Here is a 25,593-nt window from a genome sequence, read left to right as displayed (position 1 = left end):
TTATTGTTGTGGTTGTGTTGAATCCAGCCGCTCGCCGCTCACCGCGTCGAACAGCAATACCTTCGCAGGGTCGAACTGCAGGGTCAGGTTCTCGCCGGCGCGGCAGCTGATATCGGGCGCCAGGCGGCAACAGACCTTGGTCTGGTTCAGGGTGACGAACACCAGCAAGTCCGGCCCGGTGGGCTCGGTGACCTGTACTTCGGCGCGCAGGCACGGCGGGCCATTGCTCTCGCCCGCCGCCAGGACGATCTGCTCCGGGCGGATGCCGAGGATCACCTCGCGTGATTCCAGCCCGGCGGCGCCAGTCCCGAGCGGCATCTCGCAGCGCGCCTGGCCGCTGTCGAGCAATGCCAGCAGGCGTCCGTCCTGGCGGGTCAGGCGCGCCGGGATGAAGTTCATCGGCGGCGAGCCGATGAAGCTTGCGACAAACCGGTTCGCCGGGTCGTTGTAGATCTGCTGGGGCGTGCCGAACTGCTGTATCACACCGTCCTTCATCACCGCCACCTTGTCACCCAGGGTCATGGCCTCGATCTGGTCGTGGGTGACGTACACCGTTGTGGTCTTCAGGCGCTGGTGCATCAGCTTGATCTCGGTGCGCATCTCTACCCGCAGCTTGGCGTCCAGGTTCGACAGCGGTTCGTCGAACAGGTAGATCCTGGGCCGCCGCGCCAGTGCCCGGCCCATGGCCACGCGCTGCTGCTGGCCGCCGGACAGCTGCCCGGGCTTGCGGCCCAGCAGATGCTCGATCTGCAGCAGGCGTGACACCCGCGACACCTCTTCGTCGATAGCCGCCTGGGGCATCTTGCGGATCTTCAAACCAAACGCGATGTTGTCGCGCACGTTCATGGTCGGATAGAGCGCGTACGACTGGAAGACCATGGCAATGTCACGGTCCTTGGGGCTCATGCCACTGATGTCGGCGCCGTTGACCAGGATCTCGCCACCGCTGATCTGCTCGAGGCCCGCGATGCAGTTCATCAGGGTCGACTTGCCGCAGCCCGATGGCCCGACCAGGATCAGGAACTCTCCCGAATCGATGGCCAGGTCGATGGCCTTGAGCGTGTCCGGCAGGCCGCTGCCGTAGGTCTTGTTGACGTTGCGCAATTGAAGACGAGCCATGTGCCTACCCCTTGACCGCGCCGGCGGTGAGCCCGCGCAGGAAATATTTGCCAGCCACGATGTAGAGCACCAGTGTCGGTAACCCCGCGATCATCGCCGCCGCCATGTCGACGTTGTATTCCTTGACCCCGGTGCTGGTGTTGACCAGGTTGTTCAGGGCCACGGTGATCGGCTGGCCGTCCCCGCTGGCGAACACCACGCCGAAGAGAAAGTCGTTCCAGATCTGGGTGAACTGCCAGATCAGGCAGACCATGATGATCGGCACCGACATCGGCAGCAGGATCCTGCCGAAAATGGTGAAGAACCCCGCCCCATCGAGCCGCGCCGCCTGCACCAGCGCCTGGGGCACGCTGCAGTAGTAGTTGCGGAAGAACAGCGTGGTGAAGGCCAGCCCGTACACCACATGCACCAGCACCAGGCCGGTGGTGGTGCTGGCCAGGCCGAGCTTGCCCAGGGTGAACGACGCAGGCAGCAGCACCGTCTGGAACGGCAGGAAGCAGCCGAACAGCAGCAGCCCGAAGAACAGCTGCGAGCCACGAAAACGCCACATCGACAGTACGTAGCCATTGAGTGCGCCCAGCAGCGTGGAGACCAGCACGGCGGGCACGGTGATCTTCACCGAGTTCCAGAAGTAGCCACCTACGGCATCCCACGCCTTGAGCCAGCCGATGCCGGTGAACATCTGGGGCCAGCTCAGCAGGTTGCCGGTGCGGATGTCATCGGGCGCCTTGAAGCTGGTCAGCAGCATCACGATCAGCGGGATCAGGTACAGCGCGCAGGCGAGCAGCAAGGTGCCATGGATGGCGATACGGCCTGGGGAAATCCAGCGGCGGCTAGTCATGGCGCTTGTTCCTCAGTTCCGAATACAGGTAGGGCACCAGGATTGCCAGGATCGCGCCCAGCATCAGGATGGCGCTGGCCGAGCCCATGCCCATCTGCCCCCGGCTGAAGGTGAACGAATACATGAACATTGCTGGCAGGTCGGAGGCGTAGCCAGGGCCTCCTGCGGTCATGGCCGCGACCAGGTCAAAGCTCTTGATGGCGATGTGCGCCAGAATCATCACGGCGCTGAAGAACACTGGCCGCAGGCTGGGCAACACGATGCGCAGGTAGATCCGCGGCAGGCTTGCGCCGTCGACCTGGGCAGCCCGCACGATGGACGAGTCGACGCCGCGCAGGCCTGCCAGGAACAACGCCATGACAAAGCCCGAGGCCTGCCACACGGCGGCGATCACCAGGCAGTACACCACCCGCTCGGGGTCGACCAGCCAGTCGAAGCGAAAGCCCTCCCACCCCCAGTCACGCAGCAGCTTGTCCAGGCCCAGTCCCGGATTGAGCAGCCATTTCCACGCGGTGCCGGTGACGATCATCGACAGGGCCATGGGGTAGAGGTAGATCGTGCGGATGAATCCTTCGCGGCGGATGCGCTGGTCGAGCAGCACGGCCAGCAGCACGCCGATCACCAGGCTGATGCCGATGAACAGCCCGCCGAACACCATCAGGTTCTTGCTCGCGACCCACCAGCGGTCGTTGCCCATCAGCTTGACGTACTGGTCAAGGCCTACCCATTTGTAGCTGGGCATGAAGCTGGAATTGGTGAACGACAGCACGAAGGTCCAGAGGATGTAGCCGTAGAAGCCGACCAGGACGATCAGCATGCTCGGTGCCAGTACCAGCTTGGGTAGCCAGCGTTGCAGGGCATCCAGGGGGGAGGCCCGCAGGGGTGCGGTAATTGTTGTCATGGAATCTGCTCTCGAATGTGGGAGCGGGCTTGTCCCGCGATCGGCCCCGCAGGGGTCGTAAACGCTGAGCTCGGGTGGTATCAGGCTGATCGAGGCGGGAGGATCTGCGACCGCTTTGCGGTCGATCGCAGGACAAGCCAGCTCCCACAGGTCAGTTGCCTGGCGCGACTTACTTGGCCGACTTGATCGCCGAGTTCAGCTGCCTGACCGCCTTGGCCGGATCGGCCTTTGGGTCGTTGAGGAAGTTGGTGACCACATCGAAGATGGCCCCCTGCACCGCCAGCGACGAGGCCATGTTGTGCGCCATGCTCGGCTGCAGCCCGTCGCCCTGCTCGGCCACCTTGAAGTCCTTGGCCGACTGCTGGGTGCAGGCGTCGAAGACGCTCATGTCCATGTCCTGGCGCACCGGCAGCGAGCCCTTGTTCTGATTGAACACGGTCTGGAACTGCGGCTCCAGTGCCACCTTGGCCAAGTCGTTCTGTGCCTTGATGTCGCTGTCGTCCTTGAGCCTGAACATCGCCAGCGAGTCGATGTTGTAGGTGAAGCTGCCCTGGGTCCCGGGGAACGCCACGCACTGGTAGTCCTTGCCCGCGACCTTGCCGGCGGCGGTCCACTCGCTCTTGGCCCAGTCGCCCATGATCTGCATGCCGGCCTTGCCGTTGATGACGTCGGCAGCGGCGATGTTCCAGTCGCGGCCGGCGCGGTTGGGGTCCATGTAGCCGCCCAGGCGCTGCAGGGCCTGGAACACCTTGATCATCGGCTCGCCGGTCAGGGTCTTTTCATCCAGGTCGACAAAGGCTGCGTGATAGCCCTTGGGCCCGAGCATGCTCAGTACCAGGCTCTCGAACACGGTACTGTCCTGCCAGGGCTGGCCGCCATGGGCCAGCGGCTGGAAGCCGGCGGCCTTGAGCTGGTCGGCGGCGGTGAAGAGTTCATCCAGGGTAGCCGGCACCTTGGCGCCGGCCTTCTCGAACACCTGGGGGTTGATCCACAGCCAGTTGACCCGGTGGATGTTCACCGGCACGGCCACGTAATGGCCGTCGTACTTCATGATCTGGGCGACCTTGGCGGGGAGCAGCGTGTCCCAGTTGTTGGCCTTGGCCACGTCGTCGAGTTCGGTGAGCAGGCCCAGGGCGCCCCACTCCTGGATGTCGGGACCCTTGATCTGCGCGGCGGCGGGCGGGTTGCCGGCAACCGCACGGCTCTTGAGCACGGTCATCGCCGCCGCGCCACCGCCGCCCGCGACGGCGTTGTCCTTCCAGGTAAAGCCGTCTTTCTCGACCTGGGCCTTGAGGGTCTGGACGGCCGCGGCTTCACCGCCGGAGGTCCACCAGTGCAGCACTTCGACCGTGCCGTTACCGTCAGCGATGGCATGGAGAGGGAACAGGGAGGCGAGGGAAATGACAGCGGCGAGACGAGTGATCGCATTCATCGAAACGGACCTTGTATTTATTGTTGTTATGCAGAGGCAAGTCATGGCTGCTTGCGCTTGCATCGAAGTCTAACCACCTGCCTCGTGCGGGCAGGTAACGAAGGGACGCGCGATTGTCACCATCCTGTGACATTCGCCATTCAATCCGGGGTGCGCGGCAGGCTCAGGGTGACCCTCAGGCCACCCTGGCGCAGGTTGAGCAGGCTCACCTCGCCGCCGTGGCTGTGGGCGATGTTGCGCGCGATGCCCAGTCCCAGGCCATAGCCCTGCTGCTGGCCGGCCAGGCGAAAGTGCGGTTCGAACACCTGCTCCTGGCGCTGCTCGGGCACTCCGGGGCCCTGATCGTCGACCTGCAGGACGAAGCCGCTGTCGCTGTCGAGGATGCGCAAGTGGGCGCGCTCGCCATACTTGATGGCGTTGTCGATCAGGTTGCCAATACACCGCCGCAGCGCCAGTGGCTTGCCCGGATAAGGCGCCACGGCGCGGCCTTCGAGAGTCAGGCGCCCACACCGGAGATAGGCTTCGGCGAGAATTTCCAGCAGCTGGTTGAGGTCCACCGGCTCGATGTTCTCGTGGATGTCGGTATCCTTCACGCACTGCAGGGCGCCCTTGACCAGCAGTTCCAGCTCGTCGAGATCGCGGCCGAAACGGGCCTGCAACTGCTCGTCCTCGAGCAGCTCGACGCGCAGGCGCAGGCGCGTGATGGGCGTGCGCAGGTCATGGGAGATCGCGCTGAACAGCTGGCTGCGCTCGGTCAGGTAGCGGCTGATACGCTCGCGCATGCTGTTGAAGGCGCGCGCCACGTCCGCCACTTCGCTGCCGCCCCCTTCACTGGCCGGCGCCACGTCCGCACCCAGCGACAGTTCCCGGGCGGCGCGCGCCAGGCGCTTGAGCGGGCGGCTCTGCCAGTGCACCAGCAGGCCGATGAACAGCAGCAGGAAGCCACTGGTGAGCACGATGAAACCCAGCTGCTGGCGCGGCAGGCGCTCGGCTTCAAGGCTGGTGTAGGGTTCGGGCATCAGCGAGGCGATGTACAGCCACTCGCCCTCGCCCAGGCGGATCTGTATCACCAGCACCGGTGGATCGAGCGGCTCGAGGGTCAGCGAGTAGTGCGCCCAGGAGCGCGGCAGCTCATCCAGGCGCAGGCCGCTGTTGAAGATGCGCAGCTCCCTGGGGCTTACGAATTCGACCGACACATCGATCTGCTCGCCGAGATGCTCGTGCAGCACCTGCTCGAACACCTCGGTCACCGCCTGCTTGCGCGCAGTGACCGGCAATACCTGCATCTCCAGCGGCTTGTCGTTGAGCGACACCACGAAACGCGTGCCGCCCATGCTGCGCAACTGGTCGAGGACCATGGGCCGGTACGCCACCGGCAGTGAACGGAAATAGCTGACGCTGGCGCTCATCGAATGAGCCAGGCTTGCCGCACTGGCCTGCAGGCCCTGCAACTGGCTGGCGCGCAACTGCGACACCCAGATCAGGCTCGACAGCCCCTGCGCCAGCAGCACCACCAGCAGGGTCAGCAGCAGCATGCGCCCGAGCAGCGAGCGCGGCAGCAGGCGCCAGCGAGGCTCAGGGCGCGGGGACGACATGGGCCGCCAGCAGGTAGCCGCTGCCGCGCACGGTGCGGATCAGCCGTGGCGGCTTGTCGATATCGCGCAGTCGCTGGCGCAGGCGGCTGACCGCCATGTCGACGATGCGGTCGAGCGGCATGGGCTCGCGCCCACGGGTGGCATTGCCGATGGTGTCGCGGTCGAGAATCTGCTGGGGATTATCCAGAAACAGCTTGAGCAGAGCGAAGTCGGCTCCAGAGAGGATCACCTCCTCGCCGTCGCGGTGAAACAGCCGGTGGCTGACCGTGTCCAGGCGCCACTCATCGAAGGTCAGTACATCGGTGTTGACCGGCGCCTGACCAAATCCGGCCCGGCGCAGCAGGGCCTTGATACGCGCCTGCAACTCGCGGGGACTGAATGGCTTGCCCAGGTAGTCGTCGGCCCCCAGCTCCAGGCCGATCACCCGGTCGGCTTCATCAGAGCTCGCGGTAAGCATGATGATCGGCACCTGCGCCAGGCGGGGATGCTGGCGCACCCAGCGGCACAGGCTGAAGCCGTCTTCGCCGGGCAGCATCACATCGAGGATCACCAGGTCGCACGGCGAAGACTCCAGCGCCTGGCGAAAGCCGTGGCCATCGGCCTCGGCGCGCACTTGAAAGCCCGCGCGGCTGAGGTAGGTGTGCAAGAGTTCGCGGATATCCTGGTCGTCGTCGACCAGCAGGATCGATCTGGCGGCAGTGCTCAAAAAATTCCCATCCCCTGGTCGACGCGGGTCTGTTGCCCGCTGTTGCTCCGGCGTCAGTGCTCTGGCTTCAATGCTTTGGTTTCAATGCTCCAGGACGTGTTGCAGCGCCACCCCCGCGCCCAACAGGCCTGAAAATTCGGCGGTGACCAGCCACACCGGGATGCCCTCGAAGTAACCGCTCATGCAGCCCTTGTCGGCAAAGCTCTGCGCAAAACCGCTGCGCAGGAACAGCTCTGTGAAGTGCGGGATCACGCCGCCGACAATATACACACCGCCGCGCGCGCCGAGCGTAAGGACATTGTTACCAGCTACTCGGCCGAGAAAACGGCAGAACTGCTCGATGACCGCGAGCGCCACCGGCTCGCCGGCCAACGCGGCATCGGTAACCTGCGCGGGGGTGGCGTGCCTTTCGACTTCGCCGTCCAGCGCGCAGACCGCCTGGTACAAGCGCACCAGCCCGCCACCGCTGAGGACCGTCTCGGCACTGACATGGCCGATCTGGCCCTGGATCTGCTGGAGAATCGCTACCTCGCGGGCATCGCCCACCGGCAGGTCGACATGCCCGCCCTCCCCTGGCAATGCCAGCCAGCGCTCTGCGCCGAGGCGCAGCAGGCTGCCGACGCCCAGCCCTGTGCCAGGCCCGATGACAAGTGCCGGCCGCGCGGTGTCCGCCACGCCAGTGCACACCTGGCGATACTCGCCCTCCTGCAGGCGGGTCATGCCCAGGGCCATCGCCGAGAAGTCATTGATCAGCAGCAGTTGGCCGACCTGAAGCGTCCGGCAGAAGGCCTCGCGGCTCAGGCGCCAATGGCTGTTGGTAAAGCGGAACTCGTCGCCGTCCACCGGGCCGGCCACCGCCAGGCACACCGCCGCCAGCTCGCCGCGGGCGATGCCCTGCTCGTGCAGGTAGGCCTCGATGGCCTGTTCCGGGCAGGGATAGTCGGCGGTCGCGAACACCTGCACGGCGTGCAGCGCGTTGCCCCGCCACAGGGCGAAGCGTGCATTGGTACCACCGATATCACCTACCAGCGCAGCTTTCATTTGAGCGTCTCCAGGCCCGAGGTAAAGGCGCTGGCTCCCTGCTCGGCCGAGCTGAAGGCCATGCGCATGAAGCCGAAGAGTTCGCGGCCACAGCCCAGGTCATTGCCCAGTGGTGCGGCGGGCAGGTCGCGGCTGGCCAGTTCCTCGGCCGTCACCCGCACCTGCAGCGTCCCTTCGACGCCGTCCACGCGCACGATATCACCATCTCGCACCCGCGCCAGCGGGCCGCCATCAAAAGCCTCAGGGCAGACGTGAATCGCCGCCGGGATCTTGCCCGACGCGCCCGACATGCGCCCGTCGGTGACCAGCGCCACCTTGAAGCCGCGGTCCTGCAGCACGCCAAGGAACGGCGTCATCTTGTGCAGCTCTGGCATGCCGTTGCAACGTGGGCCCTGGAAGCGCATCACTGCCACGAAATCCCGCTCCAGTTCGCCGGCCTTGAAGGCATCGGCCAGCGCCTGCTGGTCGTGGAATACCCGTGCCGGTGCCTCCACGACCTGGTGCTCGGGCGCCACGGCCGAGACTTTCATCACGCCACGGCCCAGGTTGCCCTCCATCACCCGCAGCCCGCCCTCGGGCGAAAACGGCCGCGCCACCGGGCGCAGGATGTTCTCGTCGATGCTTGCGGTGGGACCCTCACGCCAGACCAGCTTGCCGTTGTCGAGGAACGGCTCCTGGGTATAACGGCGCAGGCCATGGCCTGCCACGGTGTTGACGTCTTCGTGCAGCAAGCCTGCGTCGAGCAGCTCGCGGATCAGCAAGGCCATGCCGCCGGAGGCCTGGAAGTGGTTGATGTCAGCCTTGCCGTTCGGATAGACATGAGACAGGGTCGGCACCACCTCCGACAGTTCGGCCATGTCCTGCCAGGTCAGCTGGATGCCGGCGGCCTGTGCGATGGCGGGCATGTGAAGGGTGTGGTTGGTCGAGCCACCCGTGGCATGCAGCGCGACGATGGAGTTGACCAGGGACTTCTCGTCGACGATCTCGCCGATCGGCATGAAGTTGCCGCTGGCCTTGGTCATGCGAGTGACCTGCTGCGCCGCCTCGGCGGTCAGGGCATCGCGCAGGGGGGTGTACGGGTTGACGAAAGAAGCGCCCGGCAGGTGCAGGCCCATCACTTCCATCAGCAACTGGTTGGTGTTGGCGGTGCCGTAGAAAGTACAGGTGCCAGGGCTGTGGTAGGACTTCATCTCCGACTCCAGCAGCTCTTCGCGGCTGGCCTTGCCTTCGGCGTAGCGCTGACGTACGTCGGCCTTTTCCTTGTTGGAAATGCCCGAAGGCATCGGCCCGCCCGGCACGAACAGCATCGGCAGGTGACCGAAGCGCAGGGCGCCCATCAGCAGGCCCGGAACAATCTTGTCACAAATTCCCAGCATCAATGCCGCATCGAACATGTTGTGCGACAGGGCGATGGCGGTGGACATCGCGATCACCTCGCGGCTGGCGATGGCCAGCTCCATGCCCGGCTCGCCTTGCGTCACGCCATCGCACATGGCCGGCACGCCGCCGGCGAACTGCCCGACCGACCCGATCTCGCGCAGCGCCTGCTTGATCTGCTCGGGAAAGTGCAGGTACGGCTGGTGCGCCGAGAGCATGTCGTTGTACGCCGAGACGATGGCGACGTTGGCCGCGTTCATCAGCCGCAGGCTCTGTTTGTCATCGGCCCCGCAGCCCGCCACGCCGTGGGCGAAGTTGGCGCATTGCAGCTGGGCGCGCATGGGTCCATCGCTGGCCGCGCCCCGTATCAGCTGAAGGTAGCGTTCACGGGTAGGACGGCTGCGGGCGATCAGCCGTTCGGTGACCTCAAGGATGCGCGGATGCATGTACTGGACTCCAGGCTAGCGGTGGGGCGATCTCTGCGGGTGTTTCCCTTCCAAACGATTGCGTCCTAGGCTCATGAGAAGCCAAGAACGCAGCGAGTGGGGCGGCCCGGCCGATCGCTCGTTGTAGATTAAACAAAATACTGCCATCAAAAAGGCTTGTTTTCTATCTCATTGGGAATAATCTTGTAATTCCAACAACAAAACCGTTTCAGTGAAGCTGTTTCTTTTGTCACGGACTTCACCCCCGGCCAGAGGTAACGCCATGACCCTTCGTATTGCCATCAACGGATTCGGCCGCATCGGACGCAACGTCCTGCGGGCACTCTATACCCAAGGCTACCGCCAGGACCTGCAGGTCGTCGCCATCAACGACCTGGGCGACAGCGCCATGAACGCCCACCTGCTCAAGCATGACAGCGTGCACGGCGCCTTCGACGCCAGCGTCGAGGCCGACCACGAAAGCCTGACGGTCAACGGTGACCGTATCGCGGTCAGTGCCATCCGCAACCCTGCCGAACTGCCCTGGAAGGCGCTGGCGATCGATGTGGTGTTCGAGTGCACCGGGCTGTTCACCGAGCGCAGCAAGGCGGCCGCGCACCTCACGGCCGGCGCGGGCAAGGTGATTATCTCCGCCCCCGCCAAGGGCGCCGATGCCACGGTGGTCTATGGCGTCAACCACGATACCCTGCGGGCTTCCCACCAGATCATCTCCAGCGCCTCGTGCACCACCAACTGCCTGGCCCCGCTGGCCCAGGTGCTGCACCGCGAGTACGGCATCGAGCAAGGTCTGATGACCACGATCCACGCCTACACCAACGACCAGAACCTCACCGACGTGTACCACAGCGACCCCTACCGGGCGCGCTCGGCGACCCAGTCGATGATCCCCAGCAAGACCGGCGCTGCCGAAGCGGTGGGCCTGGTGCTGCCGGAGCTGGCCGGCAAGCTTACCGGGATGGCTGTGCGCGTGCCGGTAATCAACGTGTCGCTGGTCGACCTGACGGTCAACCTGCGGCGCGAGGTGACCAGCGAGGAGGTGAACAGGTTGTTCCTGGACGCGAGCCGGCATTCCCGCGTGCTGGGCTATAACGCCCTGCCGCTGGTGTCGTGCGACTTCAACCACAATCCGCTTTCGTCGATCTTTGACGCCAACCACACCCGCGCCAATGGCCGCATGCTCAAGGTGCTGGCCTGGTATGACAACGAGTGGGGGTTCTCGAACCGGATGCTGGACAACTGCCTGGCGCTCTGCAACGCCCGCTGAATCTGCTTGACCCCGGGCGCGGATGATAAGCATTATCATTCGCTTGCCCTAGGTCAGGTATCCTCGTGAGTCAGTCCCGGTTCGACACAGTCTTCATCAACCAGCGTCTCAGCCTGCTGCGCACGCTGCAGCGCATGGTCGACAATCCCAGCACGGCCGAGGACCTGCTGCAGGAAACCTACCTGCGCGTCACCCGGGCCCTGGGCGAGCGGCCGGTCGAGCACCTGGAGCCGTTCGTATTCCAGACCGCGCGCAACCTGGCGCTGGACCACCTGCGCGCGCGCCGCGTGCAGGCCCGCACGTTGCTCGACGATGTGCCCGAGCAGGTGCTGCACAACGTGGCGGCGCCCCTGGGCAGCAGCGAAGATGCCGCGCATGCCGAACAACTGCTCAAGCACCTGAGCGTCAGCCTTGGCCAGCTGAGTCCGCGCCAGCAGCGCATCTTCATCCTCAGCCGCCTGCATGGCGCAAGCTACCTGGAAATCGCGGATCAACTGAAGGTCTCGGCCAGTACGGTGCAGAAGGAACTGAAGCTGATCATGGCGATCTGCCTGGGAGTGGCCGAGCGCCTCAGGTGATGCGACCGCCCGACACATGGTGTGGCAAAACGCTTGCCTTGCCCTGGCGCAGCCTTGATGATTTCGGAAAAAACACCCCTCGCAAGGATCCCCCGTGACCCAACGCTCCGCCCCTCGCCCTTCACCTGCCGGGCCTGACGCCCGCGCCCGGGCCATGGACGAGGCGCTGGACTGGCTGATCCGCCTGCAATGCGCCGATGCCTGCGACACCATGGCCTTCGAAGCCTGGCTCGAGGCAGACCCGGCCAACGCCAGCGCGTATGTCGAGGCTGAAGCCTTGTGGAACGGCACGTCGCTGCGCCATGGCGCCCAGCACCTTGAGCAGCGCCGCCGCGCCTCGGCCCGCGGGCGACTGCGCAGCCATTGGAAACCCTTGGCCACCGCCGCAGTGCTGCTCGTGGGGCTATTCACTTTCGGCAACCTGCCGGTGCGCCTGCAGGCCGATCACCTGACTGTGGTTGGAGAGCGGCAGCGCCTGCAACTGGAAGACGGCTCCAAGGTGCTGCTCAACACCGATTCGGCGTTTGCCAGCGATCTCAAGGGCGAACAGCGTACTGCGCGCCTGTTGCAAGGCGAGGCGTATTTCGAAGTCGCCGGGGGCAGCCAACGGCCGCTTGCAGTGGAAGCCGGGCCGGTGCGCGCCGAGGTGCGCGACACCGACTTTGCCGTGCGCTATCTCGATGGCGAAGCCCAGGTGCGGGTGCGCCGCGGCGATGTTGACCTGCGCTCGTCCAGCGACCAGCGCATCCGCCTGAGCGCGGGCGACAGCATCAGCATCGGACCCCAGGGTTTCAGTGCGCGCGGTCGCGTGGACGCGAGCAAGGACCTGGCCTGGGTCGACGGCCGCCTGGTATTCGAGAATTGTCCGTTGAGCCAGGTACTGGCCGAAGTGCGGCGTTACTACCCCGGCTGGATCATCAACCGCAATGCGCATCTCGATCAGGTGGCGGTCACCGGCAACTACCGCCTCGACCAGCCGCTGGAGACCCTGCGCGCACTGGCCAACATCACCTCGGCGCAACTGCACGAGTACCCCGCCGTGGTCATCCTCAACTGACCTGAAGTTTTTTTACGCGATCGCGGTACCCCGCTCGTCTCGTTATAGCCAATGCAACTGATTCTCGTTTTTGATCAGTCATTACCTATAACAGAGCGCGACAGGGAGCCCCCGCCGATGCCAACAGGTACAACCCGCCAGTCCCCTTCCATCGACCGTCCGAGCCAGCGTTGCACCTTGTCCCTGCTGACGCTGGCGCTGCTCGCCAGCAGCGCGTTCAGCTTGCCGGCACTGGCTGCCGAGCCCGCCCAGGCAAGCAGCCCGCGGATGGGGGATTACCGTTTTGCAATCACTCAACGGCCGCTGGTGGAGGCCGTCAATGCCTTCACCCAGGTCACGGGCTGGCAGGTCGGCTTCCCTGCCGGCCTCGCCCAGGGCGTGTCATCGCCGGGCGTACAGGGTTCGCTGGCACCGGAGCGGGCCCTGGGTCGACTGTTGCAGGGCACGGGACTGGGTTATCGCATGATCGGCAATGGCAATGTGGTGCTGGAACGCCAGCTGGCCGGCAGCACCATCGCCTTGCAGCAGGTCACCGTCAGCGCTACCCGCAGCGCCCAGGACGTCAGCCAGGTACCGAGCACCGTGTCGGTGCAGACCCGCGAACAGCTCGACCGCCAGAACGTCAACACGATCCAGGAGCTGGTGCGCTACGAGCCGGGTGTATCGGTCGGCGGCACGGGCCAGCGCAGCGGCCTGAACGGCTACAACATCCGCGGCATCGACGGCGAGCGCGTGCTCACCCAGGTCGATGGAGTGGCCATTCCCGACAGTTTCTTCTACGGCCCCTACGCCCAGACCCAGCGCAACTACGTCGACCCGGAAATCGTCAAGCGCGTGGAATCCTGCGGGGCCCGGCATCGGTGCTCTACGGCAGCAACGCCATCGGCGGTGCGGTGAGCTATTTCACCCTCGACCCGGAGGACATCATCAAGCCTGGGAAGGATGTGGGTGCACGTCTCAAAACGGGCTATAGCTCGGCCGATGAAAGCTGGCTGACCTCCGCCACCGTCGCTGGCCGCCAGGGCGACTTCGACGGCCTGCTGCACCTGAGCCAGCGCAACGGCCACGAGACCGAATCCTACGGTGAGCACAGCGGCGACGGCTTGTCGCGAACCGAGGCGAACCCTGCGGATGCGCGCACCACCAACGTGCTGGCCAAGCTTGGCTGGAACTACGCCGAGGATGCGCGTCTGGGTTTCACCTATGAGCGCTACAAGGATGATCGTGACCAGAATCTGTTGAGTGCGGTGGGCGGGCCGTTCATTCCCGGCTTCGGTGGCACGAACTCCTACCGCATGCGGACAGGTAATGACACCGTCACCCGCGAGCGTTTCGGTATCAACCACGAACTGGCCCTCGACAGCCTGCTTGCAGACAACGTGAAGTGGAGCCTCAACTACCAGATTGCCAAGACCGACCAGCGCACCGAGGAACTCTACGTAGCCTCGGGCAGGCAGGTACAGCGTGATCGCCAGACCACGTACAAGGATCGCCTTTGGGTCTTCGATGCGCAGCTGGACAAAGCCTTCACCCTCGGTTCAACCGACCACCTGCTGACCTACGGCACCACGTTGAAGCACGAGAAGGTGACCGGTTCGCGCAGCGGCATCGGCACCTGCCTCAACGTTGGTGGCACCTGCACGGCCATCGGCCAGGACAGCGTCCGGGACGGCCAGGCCCTGGTCAGCGACTTCCCGGACCCGACCATCAACACCTACAGCCTGTTCGCGCAGGACGAGATCCGCTGGAACGACTGGACCTTCCTGCCAGGCGCGCGCTACGACTACACGCGCCTGGAGCCGAAGATGACCGACGAGTTCCTGCGGGGGCTGCAGGGTACTTCGGGCACTGTCACCGACATCGACGACTCGGACAAGAAATGGCACCGCGTCTCGCCCAAGCTCGGCGTGACCTACGCATTCAATGACCACTACACCGGATACGGCCAGTACGCCGAAGGCTTCCGCACCCCGACCGCCAAATCGATGTACGGACGCTTCGAGAACCCGACCGTCGATTACCGCGTCGAGGGCAATCCAGGGCTTGAGCCGGAAAAGAGCAAGACGTACGAGACGGGCCTGCGCGGCAATTTCGACGCCGGCAACTTCGACGTAGCGGTGTTCTACAACAGATACCGCGACTTCATCGACGAGGACGCCGTGCAATCGGCCAATCTCGAACCGACCTTCCGGGCCAACAACATCAAGCACGCCACCATCAAGGGTGCCGAGTTCAAGGGCCGCCTGAATCTCGACCATTTCGGTGCGCCGCAGGGCCTGTATACCCAGGGCTCGATCGCCTACGCCCACGGCCGCAACGATGACAATGGCCAGCCGCTGAATACCGTCAACCCGCTGACCGCCGTGGTCGGACTGGGCTATGAGCAGCAGCACTACGGCGGCCTGCTGAGCTGGACCCTGGTCAAGCGCAAGGACCGTGTCGACGACACCACCTTCTTCGCGCCTGACGGCAGCAGCAGCCAGTTCCGCACCCCTGGTTATGGCGTGCTCGACCTGACCGGCTATTACCAGGTGACTGACGGCATCACCGTCAACGCCGGCCTCTACAACCTCACCGACAAGAAATACTGGCAGTGGGACTCGGTACGCGGCTACGACGGCCAGGGGGAGGCCGGTGTGACCCAGCCCGCCAACCTCGACCGCCTGACCATGCCAGGGCGCAATTTCGCGGTGAACGTGGTGTGGGATATCTGACGCCTTGAGATGTTTGGCGCCCGCGCGAAGCGGGCGCCACAGGGCCCCAAGCGCACGCGGCGCTCGATTTGTGCGGCGCTGCAAAACCCGAGACAAGCACCTGGTAGGCATCACACCCCCAACCCGTCCCCCACATTTTTTACTGCCCCCCCTACCCTCCTTCGTCTCGTTACTAGACCCGACCATTTTCCAAGGACCGATCATGCCGACCCCCACTCCCCTGCGCTCACAGCGCCTTAACCAGCTGACCCACGCCCCGCACAGCGAACTGGATGCCTTGGTCAAGTCTCACGCGCCGTTCGATACCCGCGAAAGCTTTGCCCGGTTCGTGGTCGCCCAGTACCTGTTCCAGGCCGAACTGCAGGCGCTGTACACCGACCCGCGGCTGATCGCCATCGTCCCTGACCTGGCCCAGCGTTGCCGGGCCGAACAGGCCCGCCTGGACCTCGCCGACCTGGACACCGATGTGCCCTCCGCCGTGTCTGGCGCTCTTCAAAACCCCAGCCTGGGTGAGGCGCTGGGCTGGATCTTCGTCTCCGAAGGCTCCAAACTGGGCGCTGCGTTCCTGATCAAGCGTGCCGTCGGCCTGGGCCTGTCGGACAGCTTCGGTGCGCGCCACCTGGGCGAACCGGCCGGTGGCCGCGCCGAGGGCTGGAAGCAGTTCACCCGCATTCTCGACAGCCTGGAGTTGAACCCCGAGGAGCACGCCGCTGCCGAACAGGGTGCGGTGGCCGCCTTCGAGCGGTTCACCGAGCTGCTCAAGCATGCCTACGCTGCGAACGCCGAGCTTGCCTGATACTCGTGCGGCCGTCCCTTTGGGCGGCCGACCCTGAACAACCTGTCAAAGAGCCCATGACCCGACCAGCCGCCTCCAAACTGTCCCGTCTGCTGTTCGCTCTGCTGGCCTATGTCAGCCTGGGGACAGGCCTTGTCGCCATCGTCATTCCAGGACTGCCCACCACCGAATTCATCCTTCTTGCCGCCTGGGCCGCGACGCGCAGCTCGCCGCGTCTGAGCGCCTGGCTCGAGCACCACAGGCTGTTCGGGCCGATCCTGCACAACTGGCGCAACGGCAAGATCATCCAGCGCCGCGCCAAGGTCAGCGCCACGTTGAGCATGCTGTTCTGTGCGGGCGTGATGCTGATGTTTCTCGACCACCGCTGGCCGGTGTTCCTGGCAATCGGCGGCATGGCCATGGGCAACCTGTGGATCTGGTCGCGTCCCGAGCGAATACCCGCCGCCCGCCCTGCCGAACTGCAGCAGCAGGCATGAGCTGCAGTGGGCCTATAACCGCAACATACCCGAATACAATCCATACGCCGCCACCCCCGCCCCTGCCAACACCGCAGCGAAGATCATTTTTTCCCACCTTGTGAACAACGCCTCACCCCGCTCCCGCTTTGCCCGGGCGAACAGGATCACCCCAGGCGCATAGAGCAACGCCGAGAGCAGCAAGTACTTGAGCCCGCCGGCATACAGCAGCCACAGCGCATAGATCAGTGCGATCCCCGCCACCAGCAGGTCCTTGCGCCGTGCGCCGGGCTGCCCGGCATAGTCCTCGCCACGCATCGCCAGCAACACGGCATAGGCGGCCGACCAGAAATACGGCACCAGGATCATCGATGACGCCAGGTAGATGAGGCTGGTGTAGGTGCCGGCCGAAACCAGGGTAATCAGCAGGAAACCCTGGATCATGCTGTTGGTCAGCCACAGCGCATTCACCGGCACGTGGTTGGCGTTCTCGCGGGTGAGAAAACGCGGCATGGTCTTGTCCTTGGCCGTGGCGAAGAGGATTTCGGCGCACAGCAGCGCCCAGGACAGCAACGCGCCCAACAGCGACACGCCAAGCCCGACACTGATCAGCAAGGCGCCCCACGGCCCGACGATATGCTCGAGCACCGAGGCCAGCGAGGGGTTCGGCAGCCCCGCCAGCTCCGGCTGGGTCATGACTCCCAACGACAACACGTTGACCAGTACCAGCAAGGCGAGCACGCCGAGAAACCCGATCACCGTGGCTTTGCCGACATCCGAGCGCCGCTCCGCGCGCCCCGAATATACGCTGGCCCCCTCGATGCCGATGAACACGAACACTGTCACCAGCATCATGTTGCGCACCTGTTCCAGCACGCTACCGAACGTGGGGTTGCTCAGCCCCCAGATATCCCGGGTGAAGATATCGGCGCGAAAGGCGAAGGCGGCAATGACGATGAAGATCAGCAGCGGCACCACCTTGGCGATGGTGGTCACCAGGTTGATGAACGCCGCCTCCCTGATGCCCCGCAGTACGACGAAGTGCACAGACCACAGCAGCACCGAGGCGCAGCCGATGGCCAAGGGCGTGTTGCCCTCGCCAAACAACGGATAGTAGAAGCCCAGGGTGCTGAACAGCAGGACGAAGTAACCGACGTTGCCCAGCCAGGCGCTGATCCAGTAGCCCCAGGCCGACGAAAAACCCATGTATTCGCCGAAGCCTGCCTTGGCGTAGGCATACACTCCGGAGTCGAGCTCGGGCTTGCGGTTGGCGAGGGTCTGGAACACGAAGGCGAGCGCCAGCATGCCCACCGCTGTGATGCCCCAGCCGATCAGCACCGCGCCGGCATCGGCCCGCGCCGCCATATTCTGCGGCAATGAAAAGATCCCACCACCGATCATCGACCCGACTACCAGGGCGATAAGCGCACCGAGACGCAGCTTTTGTCCAGACGTGTTCATGAGCCTCCCCCTGCAGGTATGCCGCCTCTAAAAAACGATCTGCTGCGTCCAACTTCCGCGCACTTCTTATCAACTGGAGAAATTAAAGAACTACTTTCTAATAGCCGACTTATCTATGGGCGCAACTTCATCCAGCAGACAATTGTGGCCGAGTTTACAAAGGCCGTTCAAAAGGACTTTTGTCGGCAAAAAGTTGCGAAACCTTAAAAAACTACTAGCTTCAAAGCTCGCAGGCCACACGGAGCGTCTACTCCGAAAAGATGTGGAGATGCCAGCCCCTATGGCTTGCAGCACTGCTGTCGGCACTCTCCGGGAGTTTCATGAAGCCCCCTTCATGACGTCGTGAACTGATTCAACTCAGCGAATGACCAAAGCGTCGGATCTACTCTGGCGTCAACACTCTCCTGGCATGGAGTTAACCAATGTCTGACTCTCCCGGAAAACTGAAGTTGGGTGCACTGGTTGCACTTGTCGTCGGTTCGATGATTGGTGGCGGAATATTCTCGCTGCCGCAGAACATGGCGGCCAGCGCGGGCGTTGGCGCGGTGCTGATCGGCTGGGCTATCACCGCAGTTGGCATGCTGACCCTGGCCTTCGTGTTCCAGACACTGGCCAACCGCAAGCCTGACCTGGATGGCGGTGTCTACGCCTACGCCAAGGCGGGTTTCGGCGACTACATGGGTTTCTCATCGGCCTGGGGGTACTGGATCAGCGCCTGGCTGGGCAACGTCGGCTACTTCGTGCTGCTGTTCAGCACGCTGGGCTACTTCTTCCCGGTGTTTGGCCAAGGCAATACCCTCGTGGCGGTGATCGGCGCCTCGCTGCTGCTCTGGGGCGTGCACTTCCTGGTGTTGCGAGGCATCAAGGAAGCAGCGTTCATCAACCTGGTCACCACCATCGCCAAGGTGGTGCCGCTTGTCCTGTTCGCACTGATCTGCGCCTTCGCCTTCCGGCTCGATATCTTCACCGCCGATATCTGGGCAGTGGGCACGCCGGAACTGGGCAGCGTGATGAACCAGGTGCGCAACATGATGCTGGTCACCGTATGGGTGTTCATCGGCATCGAGGGTGCGAGCATCTTCTCCTCGCGCGCCGAAAAGCGCTCCGACGTGGGCAAGGCCACGGTCATTGGTTTCATCACCGTGCTGCTGTTCCTGGTGCTGGTCAACGTGCTGTCGCTGGGGGTCATGACCCAGCCGGAACTGGCCGGGCTGCAGAACCCGTCGATGGCGGCGGTGCTGGAACATGTGGTCGGCCAATGGGGCGCGGTATTGATCAGCGTCGGGCTGATCATCTCGCTGCTCGGTGCGCTGCTGTCATGGGTGCTGCTGTGCGCGGAGATCATCTTCGCCGCCGCAAAGGACCACACCATGCCGGAGTTCCTGCGCCGCGAGAACGCCAACCAGGTGCCGTCCAATGCCCTGTGGCTGACCAACGCCATGGTGCAGATATTCCTGGTGATCACGCTGTTCTCCAACAGCACCTACCTGTCATTGATCTACCTCGCCACCTCGATGATCCTGGTGCCATACCTGTGGTCGGCCGGTTATGCGGTGCTGTTGGCGGTACGTGGCGAAACCTATGAAACGGCCTTCGCCGAGCGGCGCAAGGACCTGTTCATCGCTGGCGTCGCGCTGGTCTACGCGGTGTGGCTGCTGTACGCCGGCGGCGTCAAGTACCTGCTGCTGTCGGCCCTGCTCTATGCCCCGGGCGCCATCCTGTTCGCCAAGGCCAAGCGCGAGCTTGGACAACCGGTGTTCACCCCCGTGGAGAAGCTGATCTTCGCTGGCGTCGTGCTCGGCGCCCTGGTGGCGGCCTACGGCCTGTATGACGGTTTCCTGACCCTGTGATCCTTTGTTTCACGCACATTGGAGGAAAGAACCATGTCCGCGGAAAAAGTGAAGTACGGCGTGCACTCCGAAGCCGGAAAGCTGCGCAAGGTGATGGTCTGCTCGCCGGGGCTCGCTCACCAGCGCCTTACCCCGAGCAACTGCGACGAGCTGCTGTTCGATGACGTGATCTGGGTCAACCAGGCCAAGCGCGACCATTTCGACTTTGTCACCAAGATGCGCGAGCGTGGCATCGACGTGCTGGAGATGCACAACCTGCTGACCGAGACCGTGCAGCATCCCGATGCGCTCAAGTGGATCCTCGACCGGAAGATCACCCCGGACACCGTCGGCGTCGGCCTCACCAACGAGGTGCGCAGCTGGCTCGAAGGCTTGCCGCCGCGCCATCTGGCGGAGTTTCTGATCGGCGGCGTGGCCGGCCAGGACCTGCCCGTCAGCGAGGGCGCCGAAGTGGTCAAGATGTACAACGACTATCTCGGCCATTCCAGCTTTATCCTGCCACCCCTGCCGAACACCCAATTTACCCGCGACACCACCTGCTGGATCTACGGTGGCGTGACGCTCAACCCCATGTACTGGCCAGCGCGGCGCCAGGAAACCCTGCTCACCAGCGCCATCTACAAGTTTCACCCGCAGTTCACCCAGGCCGAATTCGAGGTCTGGTACGGCGACCCCGACAAGGATCACGGCCAGGCCACGCTCGAAGGCGGTGACGTCATGCCGATCGGCAATGGCGTGGTGCTGATCGGCATGGGCGAGCGGACCTCGCGCCAGGCGATCGGCCAACTCGCACAGTCATTGTTCGCCAAGGGGGCGGTGGAAAAAGTGGTGGTTGCCGGCCTGCCCAAGTCCCGCGCGGCCATGCACCTGGACACCGTGTTCAGCTTCTGCGACCGCGACCTGGTCACGGTCTTCCCCGAAGTGGTCCGCGAGATCGTGCCCTTCATCATCCGTCCCGACGAGAGCAAGCCCTACGGCATCGATGTGCGCCGCGAGCACAAGCCGTTCATCGAAGTGGTCGCCGAGGTGCTCGGGCTTACACAGCTGCGCGTGGTGGAAACCGGCGGCAACAGTTTCGCCGCCGAGCGCGAGCAATGGGACGACGGCAACAACGTGGTGGCAGTGGAGCCGGGCGTGGTCATCGGCTACGACCGCAATACCTACACCAATACCCTGCTGCGCAAGGCCGGGATCGAGGTCATCACCATCAGCGCCGGTGAACTCGGGCGCGGACGTGGCGGCGGCCACTGCATGACCTGCCCGATTGTCCGCGACCCGATCGACTACTAGGAGAGCCATCATGGCGTTCAACATTCACAACCGAAACCTGCTCACTCTCGAACACCACACCAACCGTGAGCTGCGCTACCTGCTGGACCTGTCCCGGGACCTGAAGCGGGCCAAGTACACCGGCACCGAGCAGCAACACCTCAAGGGCAACAACATTGCCCTGATCTTCGAGAAGACCTCGACCCGCACCCGCTGCGCCTTCGAGGTGGCTGCCTATGACCAGGGCGCCAACGTCACCTACATCGATCCCGGCTCGTCGCAGATCGGTCACAAGGAGAGCATGAAGGACACTGCCCGGGTGCTGGGGCGCATGTACGACGCGATCGAGTACCGTGGGTTCAAGCAGGAGATCGTCGAAGAGCTGGCCAAGTACGCAGGTGTCCCGGTGTTCAACGGGCTGACGGACGAATACCACCCTACCCAGATGATCGCCGACGTGCTGACCATGCGTGAGCACAGCGACAAGCCGCTGCACGACATCAGCTACGCCTACCTTGGCGACGCACGCAACAACATGGGCAACTCGCTGCTGCTGATCGGCGCCAAGCTCGGCATGGACGTACGCATTGCCGCGCCCAAGGCATTGTGGCCCCACGACGACCTGGTCAAGCGCTGCAACACATACGCCGAGGAAAGCGGCGCCCGCATAACCCTGACAGAAGACCCGAGAGCGGCGGTCAAGGACGTGGACTTCATTCACACAGACGTCTGGGTGTCGATGGGCGAGCCCGTCGAGGCCTGGGGCGAACGCATCCAGCAGCTGCTGCCCTACCAGGTGAATGCAGACCTGATGAAGGCCAGTGGCAACCCCAGGACCAAGTTCATGCACTGCCTGCCGGCGTTCCACAATGCCGAGACCAAGGTGGGCAAGCAGATTGCCGAGCAGTACCCGAACCTGGCCAATGGCATCGAAGTGACCGACGAGGTGTTCGAGTCACCCGCCTGTATTGCCTTCGAGCAGGCGGAAAACCGCATGCACACGATCAAGGCGATCCTGGTGTCGACGCTGGCGGATCTTTGACTACAGCCGTCGCCGGGAGCGATTTCAAACCCTGTGGGAGCCCTCAACTTCTGAAGGACATTCACCATGCGTATCGTTGTAGCTTTGGGTGGCAACGCCCTGCTGCGCCGCGGCGAGCCGATGACGGCCGAGAACCAGCGGGCCAATATCCGTGTCGCCTGCGAACAGATCGCCAGGATCCATCCCGGCAACGAGCTGGTCATCGCCCACGGCAATGGTCCCCAGGTGGGCCTGCTGTCGCTGCAGGCGCAGTCCTATAAACCCGAAGAGGCCTATCCGCTGGACGTGCTCGGCGCCGAGACCGAAGGCATGATCGGCTACATGATCGAACAGGAGCTGGGCAACCTCCTCGCGTTCGAAGTGCCCTTCGCCACCCTGCTGACCCAGGTCGAGGTGGACGCCAACGATCCGGCCTTCAAGGACCCGACCAAGTTCATCGGCCCGGTCTATGCCAAGGAAGAGGCCGAGCGCCTGGCCAAGGAAAAAGGCTGGGTGGTCAAGCCCGACGGTGACAAGTACCGCCGCGTGGTTGCCAGTCCCAAACCGCGACGCATTTTCGAAATCCGGCCGATCACCTGGCTGCTGGAAAAGGGCAGCGTGGTGATCTGCGCGGGCGGCGGTGGCATCCCGACCATGTACGATCCTGAGCGCAAGCGGACCCTGCAAGGCATCGAGGCGGTGATCGACAAGGACCTCTGCTCCGCTCTGCTGGCCGAGCAGCTCGACGCCGACCTGCTGGTGATCGCCACCGACGTCAACGCCGCCTTCATCGACTATGGCAAGCCCAGCCAGAAGGCCATTGCCCAGGCTCACCCGGACGAGCTGGAAAAACTCGGCTTCGCGGCCGGTTCCATGGGGCCCAAGGTGCAGGCAGCCTGTGGCTTTGCCCGCAACACCGGCAAGGTCGCGGTGATCGGCTCACTGCCGGACATCGAAGAGATCGTCAAGGGCACCGCTGGCACTCGGATCAATACTGCCCGGGCCGGTATCAGTTACCGTTGAGCCTGTTCAACTTGCGGAGAATGCATCATGGCCCAGTTCGAACCCGGACACCTGCACATCGAGCGCCATGCGCTGAGCAAGGGCGACCATAGCTACAACCTGTGCATCGACTATGAAGTCCTCCAGGATCCCAAGGAGGGCAAAGGCATGCAGTTTCGCCTGCATGGCTCGGTGGAGAACAAGGACGTCGACGAAAGCTTCTTCCTAGCCAAGGACCAGGCCTTCGACTTCGCCCGCCACGCCACCCGCATCGCCCAGAAATACGGCCTGCCCAAGACCGCCAGCATTGGTTCGATGCACAAGTACTACGACGAGATGTTCGAGGACGTGCGCAAGCAGCTCGACGTCAAGTCCGGCGACCCGGTGAAGCCAGAGCACCTGGAATAAAGCCGAACACCTGGCTCGGTTTTGTGGGGGCGGTGTTTGTACGGGTGGTATTCCAAGGCATACTTGCGCTCTTTCCCCGGACCGCCCGCTATCCCATGCGCATCCACGTCAGCTTCATCGACCGAGTCGGCATTACCCAGGAAGTACTGGCGCTGCTCGGCGCGCGCAACCTCAACCTGGACGCCGTCGAAATGGTGCCGCCCAACGTCTACATCGACGCGCCCACCCTGAGCCCGGCGGTGCTCGAAGAACTGCACGATGCGCTGTTCGACGTCCAGGGCGTGCAGTCGGTGGAGGTGGTCGACATCCTGCCCGGCCAGCGCCGTCACCTGCAACTCGATGCCTTGCTCGCGGCCATGAGCGATCCGGTGCTGGCCGTGGACAGCGCCGGCACGGTGCTGCTGGCCAACCCGGCATTGATCGCCCTGTGCGGGCGGGAGTCGGCGGGGCGCTCGGTGGGCGAGCTGTTCGCCGACCCAGGGCTGCTGCAGGCGCTGCGTGACAATGGTTTCCACCTGCCGATGCGCGAGATGCAGCTCAACGGCCAGAGCCTGCTGCTCGACGCCACGCCGATCACCAACGCAGGGGGGCTGCTGACCCTGTATCCGCCCAACCGCATGGGCGAACGGCTGTCGGCGCTGCACCACGATCACGCCGAAGGCTTCGACTCGCTGCTGGGCGAATCGCCGGCCATCCGTACCTTGAAGGCTCGCGCCCTGCGCGTCGCCGCGCTCGATGCACCGCTGCTGATCCATGGCGAAACCGGCACCGGCAAGGAACTGGTCGCCCGTGCCTGCCATGCCATCAGCAGCCGCCATGCCGCGCCCTTTTTGGCATTGAACTGCGCGGCGCTGCCAGAGAGCCTGGCCGAGAGCGAGCTGTTCGGCTATGCCCCGGGCGCCTTCACCGGTGCCCAGCGCGGCGGCAAGCCGGGGCTGATGGAGCTGGCCAACCAGGGCACGGTATTCCTCGACGAGATTGGCGAGATGTCGCCGTACCTGCAGGCCAAGCTGTTGCGCTTTCTCAGCGATGGCAGCTTTCGCCGGGTGGGCGGCGACCGCGAGGTCAAGGTGGATGTGCGCATCCTCAGCGCCACCCACCGTGACCTGGAGAAAATGGTCGCCGAAGGCACTTTCCGCGAAGACCTGTTCTACCGCCTGAACGTACTGAACCTGCAGGTCCCGCCCCTGCGCGAACGCGGCCAGGACATCCTGCTGCTGGCCCACCGGTTCATGCAGCAGGCCTGCACGCAGATCCAGCGCCCGCTCTGCCGCCTGGCGCCGGGCGTGCACTCAGCCCTGCTGGGCAATCCATGGCCGGGCAATGTGCGCCAGTTGCAGAACGTGATCTTCCGCGCCGCCGCCATCTGCGAGACCAACCTGGTGGATATCGGCGACCTGGATATCGCCGGTACGTCGGTAGCGCGTGGCCAGGATGGCGAAGTGTCCAGTCTCGAACTGGCGGTGGAAAGCTTCGAGCGCGAGCTGCTGCAACGGCTCTACTTGAGCTATCCCTCGACGCGGCAATTGGCCGGCCGCCTGCAGACATCGCACTCCGCGATCGCCCATCGTCTGCGCAAATACGGCATCTCGTCAAAATCCTGAGCGAACACGTATCGAAATCAATACATCGTATTGATTTCGATACGGAGTGGTTTCGACGCTGCTGCGCAAGGCTCTGATCCCCATCCGCTTTTCTGTTCGCGAACACGCTGTAGCGATTTCGTTACACCACCACGGTTACTGTCTGCCTCAAGAGTTCGCAATGGCCCGTTTTCATTGGGAATTTCGCACATGGCCGCGTTATTGCTTGGGATATCGCCATCAAGCGCGCGAAACCCTGTCGCGCCTCTCTGCGTTCCCTAGAGGACTTTCCATGAGCGAGTTGCGTTACACCGAAGATCACGAATGGCTGCGCGTCGAATCCGATGGCAGCGTCACCGTGGGCATCACCGCCTTCGCCCAGAACGCCCTGGGCGACGTGGTGTTCGTGCAACTGCCTGACTTGCAGCACTACGAGCAGGGCGCCGAAGTGTCGACCGTCGAGTCGGTCAAGGCCGCCAGCGGGGTGTACATGCCACTGGCGGGTGAGGTGGTCGCGGTCAACGAACAGCTCGACAGCAACCCCGAGCTGGTCAACGAAGACCCGCTCGGCGAAGGCTGGTTCCTGCGCTTCATCCCGGCAGATGCCGATGCCGTGGCCAGGCTCCTCGACCAGGATGCCTACGACCGCCTGATCAAAGCCAACGCCGACGCCTGAG

Annotated in this window: 21 protein-coding genes and 1 pseudogene; 13 read left to right on the top strand and 9 right to left on the bottom strand. The window is 64.0% G+C overall.

Going from position 1 to position 25,593, the window contains the following annotated elements; genetic code table 11:
* The 8 genes from AC0ZZU_RS04415 to edd all read right to left on the bottom strand — a co-directional run bounded on the left by AC0ZZU_RS04415 (nucleotide 1) and on the right by edd (nucleotide 9,458).
* Entirely contained in the window at nucleotides 1-1,119 is a 1,119-nt protein-coding gene (locus AC0ZZU_RS04415; protein ID WP_476339333.1) for an ABC transporter ATP-binding protein, read from the bottom strand.
* A 4-nt stretch (nucleotides 1,120-1,123) separates the two neighbouring features.
* Nucleotides 1,124-1,960, bottom strand: a complete 837-nt coding sequence (locus AC0ZZU_RS04410) for a carbohydrate ABC transporter permease (RefSeq protein ID WP_476339332.1) — start codon at nucleotides 1,958-1,960, stop codon at nucleotides 1,124-1,126.
* Complete coding sequence (locus tag AC0ZZU_RS04405) at nucleotides 1,953-2,861, bottom strand: carbohydrate ABC transporter permease (protein ID WP_476339331.1); 909 nt, start codon at nucleotides 2,859-2,861, stop codon at nucleotides 1,953-1,955. The genes AC0ZZU_RS04410 and AC0ZZU_RS04405 overlap by 8 nt, the downstream gene beginning before the upstream one ends.
* A 169-nt stretch (nucleotides 2,862-3,030) precedes the next feature.
* On the bottom strand, nucleotides 3,031-4,293 hold the full coding sequence (locus AC0ZZU_RS04400) for an ABC transporter substrate-binding protein (protein ID WP_476339330.1): 1,263 nt from the start codon (nucleotides 4,291-4,293) through the stop codon (nucleotides 3,031-3,033).
* Between the two features lie 140 nt (nucleotides 4,294-4,433).
* Nucleotides 4,434-5,888 (bottom strand): ATP-binding protein, encoded by a 1,455-nt coding sequence (locus AC0ZZU_RS04395; RefSeq protein ID WP_476339329.1) that lies wholly within the window; start codon nucleotides 5,886-5,888, stop codon nucleotides 4,434-4,436.
* Complete coding sequence (locus tag AC0ZZU_RS04390; protein ID WP_476339328.1) at nucleotides 5,869-6,594, bottom strand: response regulator; 726 nt, start codon at nucleotides 6,592-6,594, stop codon at nucleotides 5,869-5,871. Before AC0ZZU_RS04390 ends, AC0ZZU_RS04395 begins: the two co-directional genes overlap by 20 nt.
* Before the next feature lie 81 nt (nucleotides 6,595-6,675).
* Nucleotides 6,676-7,635 (bottom strand): glucokinase, encoded by a 960-nt coding sequence (locus AC0ZZU_RS04385; protein ID WP_476339327.1) that lies wholly within the window; start codon nucleotides 7,633-7,635, stop codon nucleotides 6,676-6,678.
* Entirely contained in the window at nucleotides 7,632-9,458 is a 1,827-nt protein-coding gene (gene edd / locus AC0ZZU_RS04380) for a phosphogluconate dehydratase (protein ID WP_476339326.1), read from the bottom strand. Before edd ends, AC0ZZU_RS04385 begins: the two co-directional genes overlap by 4 nt.
* Before the next feature lie 262 nt (nucleotides 9,459-9,720).
* On the opposite strand from edd, the gene gap reads away from it, so the two are divergent.
* The 6 genes and pseudogenes from gap to AC0ZZU_RS04350 all read left to right on the top strand — a co-directional run bounded on the left by gap (nucleotide 9,721) and on the right by AC0ZZU_RS04350 (nucleotide 16,343).
* Nucleotides 9,721-10,722: a type I glyceraldehyde-3-phosphate dehydrogenase gene (gap, locus tag AC0ZZU_RS04375; RefSeq protein ID WP_476339325.1), complete on the top strand. Its 1,002-nt coding sequence runs from the start codon at nucleotides 9,721-9,723 to the stop codon at nucleotides 10,720-10,722.
* Between the two features lie 65 nt (nucleotides 10,723-10,787).
* Nucleotides 10,788-11,300, top strand: coding sequence for an RNA polymerase sigma factor (locus AC0ZZU_RS04370; RefSeq protein WP_476339324.1), 513 nt, complete (start codon nucleotides 10,788-10,790; stop codon nucleotides 11,298-11,300).
* A gap of 94 nt (nucleotides 11,301-11,394) precedes the next feature.
* Nucleotides 11,395-12,357: a FecR family protein gene (locus tag AC0ZZU_RS04365; RefSeq protein WP_476339323.1), complete on the top strand. Its 963-nt coding sequence runs from the start codon at nucleotides 11,395-11,397 to the stop codon at nucleotides 12,355-12,357.
* 117 nt (nucleotides 12,358-12,474) lie between these two features.
* A pseudogene (locus tag AC0ZZU_RS04360) lies at nucleotides 12,475-15,071 on the top strand (TonB-dependent receptor).
* A 202-nt stretch (nucleotides 15,072-15,273) separates the two neighbouring features.
* Nucleotides 15,274-15,867 (top strand): biliverdin-producing heme oxygenase, encoded by a 594-nt coding sequence (locus tag AC0ZZU_RS04355; protein WP_476339322.1) that lies wholly within the window; start codon nucleotides 15,274-15,276, stop codon nucleotides 15,865-15,867.
* A gap of 56 nt (nucleotides 15,868-15,923) precedes the next feature.
* A complete protein-coding gene (locus AC0ZZU_RS04350; RefSeq protein ID WP_476339321.1) occupies nucleotides 15,924-16,343 on the top strand; it encodes a YbaN family protein in 420 nt (139 codons plus the stop codon).
* Between the two features lie 12 nt (nucleotides 16,344-16,355).
* Here AC0ZZU_RS04350 and arcD (AC0ZZU_RS04345) read toward each other — a convergent pair whose 3' ends face one another.
* Nucleotides 16,356-17,783 carry an arginine-ornithine antiporter gene (gene arcD, locus AC0ZZU_RS04345; RefSeq protein WP_476339320.1) on the bottom strand — a complete coding sequence of 476 codons (1,428 nt, stop codon included), beginning with the start codon at nucleotides 17,781-17,783 and terminating at the stop codon, nucleotides 16,356-16,358.
* A gap of 422 nt (nucleotides 17,784-18,205) precedes the next feature.
* Between arcD (AC0ZZU_RS04345) and arcD (AC0ZZU_RS04340) the strand changes: the two genes are divergently transcribed.
* The 7 genes from arcD (AC0ZZU_RS04340) to gcvH all read left to right on the top strand — a co-directional run bounded on the left by arcD (AC0ZZU_RS04340) (nucleotide 18,206) and on the right by gcvH (nucleotide 25,592).
* A complete protein-coding gene (gene arcD, locus AC0ZZU_RS04340; RefSeq protein WP_476339319.1) occupies nucleotides 18,206-19,633 on the top strand; it encodes an arginine-ornithine antiporter in 1,428 nt (475 codons plus the stop codon).
* 33 nt (nucleotides 19,634-19,666) lie between these two features.
* Entirely contained in the window at nucleotides 19,667-20,923 is a 1,257-nt protein-coding gene (gene arcA / locus AC0ZZU_RS04335) for an arginine deiminase (RefSeq protein WP_476339318.1), read from the top strand.
* A 10-nt stretch (nucleotides 20,924-20,933) separates the two neighbouring features.
* Complete coding sequence (locus tag AC0ZZU_RS04330) at nucleotides 20,934-21,944, top strand: ornithine carbamoyltransferase (protein ID WP_476339317.1); 1,011 nt, start codon at nucleotides 20,934-20,936, stop codon at nucleotides 21,942-21,944.
* A gap of 66 nt (nucleotides 21,945-22,010) precedes the next feature.
* A complete protein-coding gene (arcC, locus tag AC0ZZU_RS04325) occupies nucleotides 22,011-22,946 on the top strand; it encodes a carbamate kinase (protein WP_476339316.1) in 936 nt (311 codons plus the stop codon).
* Nucleotides 22,947-22,973: 27 nt separating this feature from the next.
* On the top strand, nucleotides 22,974-23,333 hold the full coding sequence (locus tag AC0ZZU_RS04320) for a DUF5064 family protein (protein ID WP_476339315.1): 360 nt from the start codon (nucleotides 22,974-22,976) through the stop codon (nucleotides 23,331-23,333).
* A 95-nt stretch (nucleotides 23,334-23,428) separates the two neighbouring features.
* Nucleotides 23,429-24,937 (top strand): sigma-54-dependent transcriptional regulator, encoded by a 1,509-nt coding sequence (locus AC0ZZU_RS04315; RefSeq protein ID WP_476339314.1) that lies wholly within the window; start codon nucleotides 23,429-23,431, stop codon nucleotides 24,935-24,937.
* 271 nt (nucleotides 24,938-25,208) lie between these two features.
* Nucleotides 25,209-25,592: a glycine cleavage system protein GcvH gene (gene gcvH, locus AC0ZZU_RS04310; RefSeq protein WP_476339313.1), complete on the top strand. Its 384-nt coding sequence runs from the start codon at nucleotides 25,209-25,211 to the stop codon at nucleotides 25,590-25,592.
* The last annotated feature ends 1 nt before the right edge of the window (nucleotide 25,593 follow it).

This window comes from Pseudomonas sp. JE3303, from assembly GCF_056312565.1.
This window is presented reverse-complemented; position numbering and strand designations above follow the sequence as displayed.

What these genes read in the sequence shown, in the direction of transcription:
- AC0ZZU_RS04350 (WP_476339321.1), top strand. Translation starts at nt 15,924, where the DNA reads ATGACCCGACCAGCCGCCTCCAAACTGTCCCGTCTGCTGTTCGCTCTG.
- arcC (WP_476339316.1), top strand. Translation starts at nt 22,011, where the DNA reads ATGCGTATCGTTGTAGCTTTGGGTGGCAACGCCCTGCTGCGCCGCGGC.
- AC0ZZU_RS04330 (WP_476339317.1), top strand. Translation starts at nt 20,934, where the DNA reads ATGGCGTTCAACATTCACAACCGAAACCTGCTCACTCTCGAACACCAC.
- AC0ZZU_RS04400 (WP_476339330.1), bottom strand. Translation starts at nt 4,293, where the DNA reads ATGAATGCGATCACTCGTCTCGCCGCTGTCATTTCCCTCGCCTCCCTG.
- gap (WP_476339325.1), top strand. Translation starts at nt 9,721, where the DNA reads ATGACCCTTCGTATTGCCATCAACGGATTCGGCCGCATCGGACGCAAC.
- arcD (WP_476339319.1), top strand. Translation starts at nt 18,206, where the DNA reads ATGTCTGACTCTCCCGGAAAACTGAAGTTGGGTGCACTGGTTGCACTT.
- AC0ZZU_RS04410 (WP_476339332.1), bottom strand. Translation starts at nt 1,960, where the DNA reads ATGACTAGCCGCCGCTGGATTTCCCCAGGCCGTATCGCCATCCATGGC.
- AC0ZZU_RS04385 (WP_476339327.1), bottom strand. Translation starts at nt 7,635, where the DNA reads ATGAAAGCTGCGCTGGTAGGTGATATCGGTGGTACCAATGCACGCTTC.
- AC0ZZU_RS04405 (WP_476339331.1), bottom strand. Translation starts at nt 2,861, where the DNA reads ATGACAACAATTACCGCACCCCTGCGGGCCTCCCCCCTGGATGCCCTG.
- AC0ZZU_RS04415 (WP_476339333.1), bottom strand. Translation starts at nt 1,119, where the DNA reads ATGGCTCGTCTTCAATTGCGCAACGTCAACAAGACCTACGGCAGCGGC.
- AC0ZZU_RS04395 (WP_476339329.1), bottom strand. Translation starts at nt 5,888, where the DNA reads ATGTCGTCCCCGCGCCCTGAGCCTCGCTGGCGCCTGCTGCCGCGCTCG.
- edd (WP_476339326.1), bottom strand. Translation starts at nt 9,458, where the DNA reads ATGCATCCGCGCATCCTTGAGGTCACCGAACGGCTGATCGCCCGCAGC.
- AC0ZZU_RS04315 (WP_476339314.1), top strand. Translation starts at nt 23,429, where the DNA reads ATGCGCATCCACGTCAGCTTCATCGACCGAGTCGGCATTACCCAGGAA.
- arcD (WP_476339320.1), bottom strand. Translation starts at nt 17,783, where the DNA reads ATGAACACGTCTGGACAAAAGCTGCGTCTCGGTGCGCTTATCGCCCTG.
- AC0ZZU_RS04320 (WP_476339315.1), top strand. Translation starts at nt 22,974, where the DNA reads ATGGCCCAGTTCGAACCCGGACACCTGCACATCGAGCGCCATGCGCTG.
- AC0ZZU_RS04355 (WP_476339322.1), top strand. Translation starts at nt 15,274, where the DNA reads ATGCCGACCCCCACTCCCCTGCGCTCACAGCGCCTTAACCAGCTGACC.
- arcA (WP_476339318.1), top strand. Translation starts at nt 19,667, where the DNA reads ATGTCCGCGGAAAAAGTGAAGTACGGCGTGCACTCCGAAGCCGGAAAG.
- gcvH (WP_476339313.1), top strand. Translation starts at nt 25,209, where the DNA reads ATGAGCGAGTTGCGTTACACCGAAGATCACGAATGGCTGCGCGTCGAA.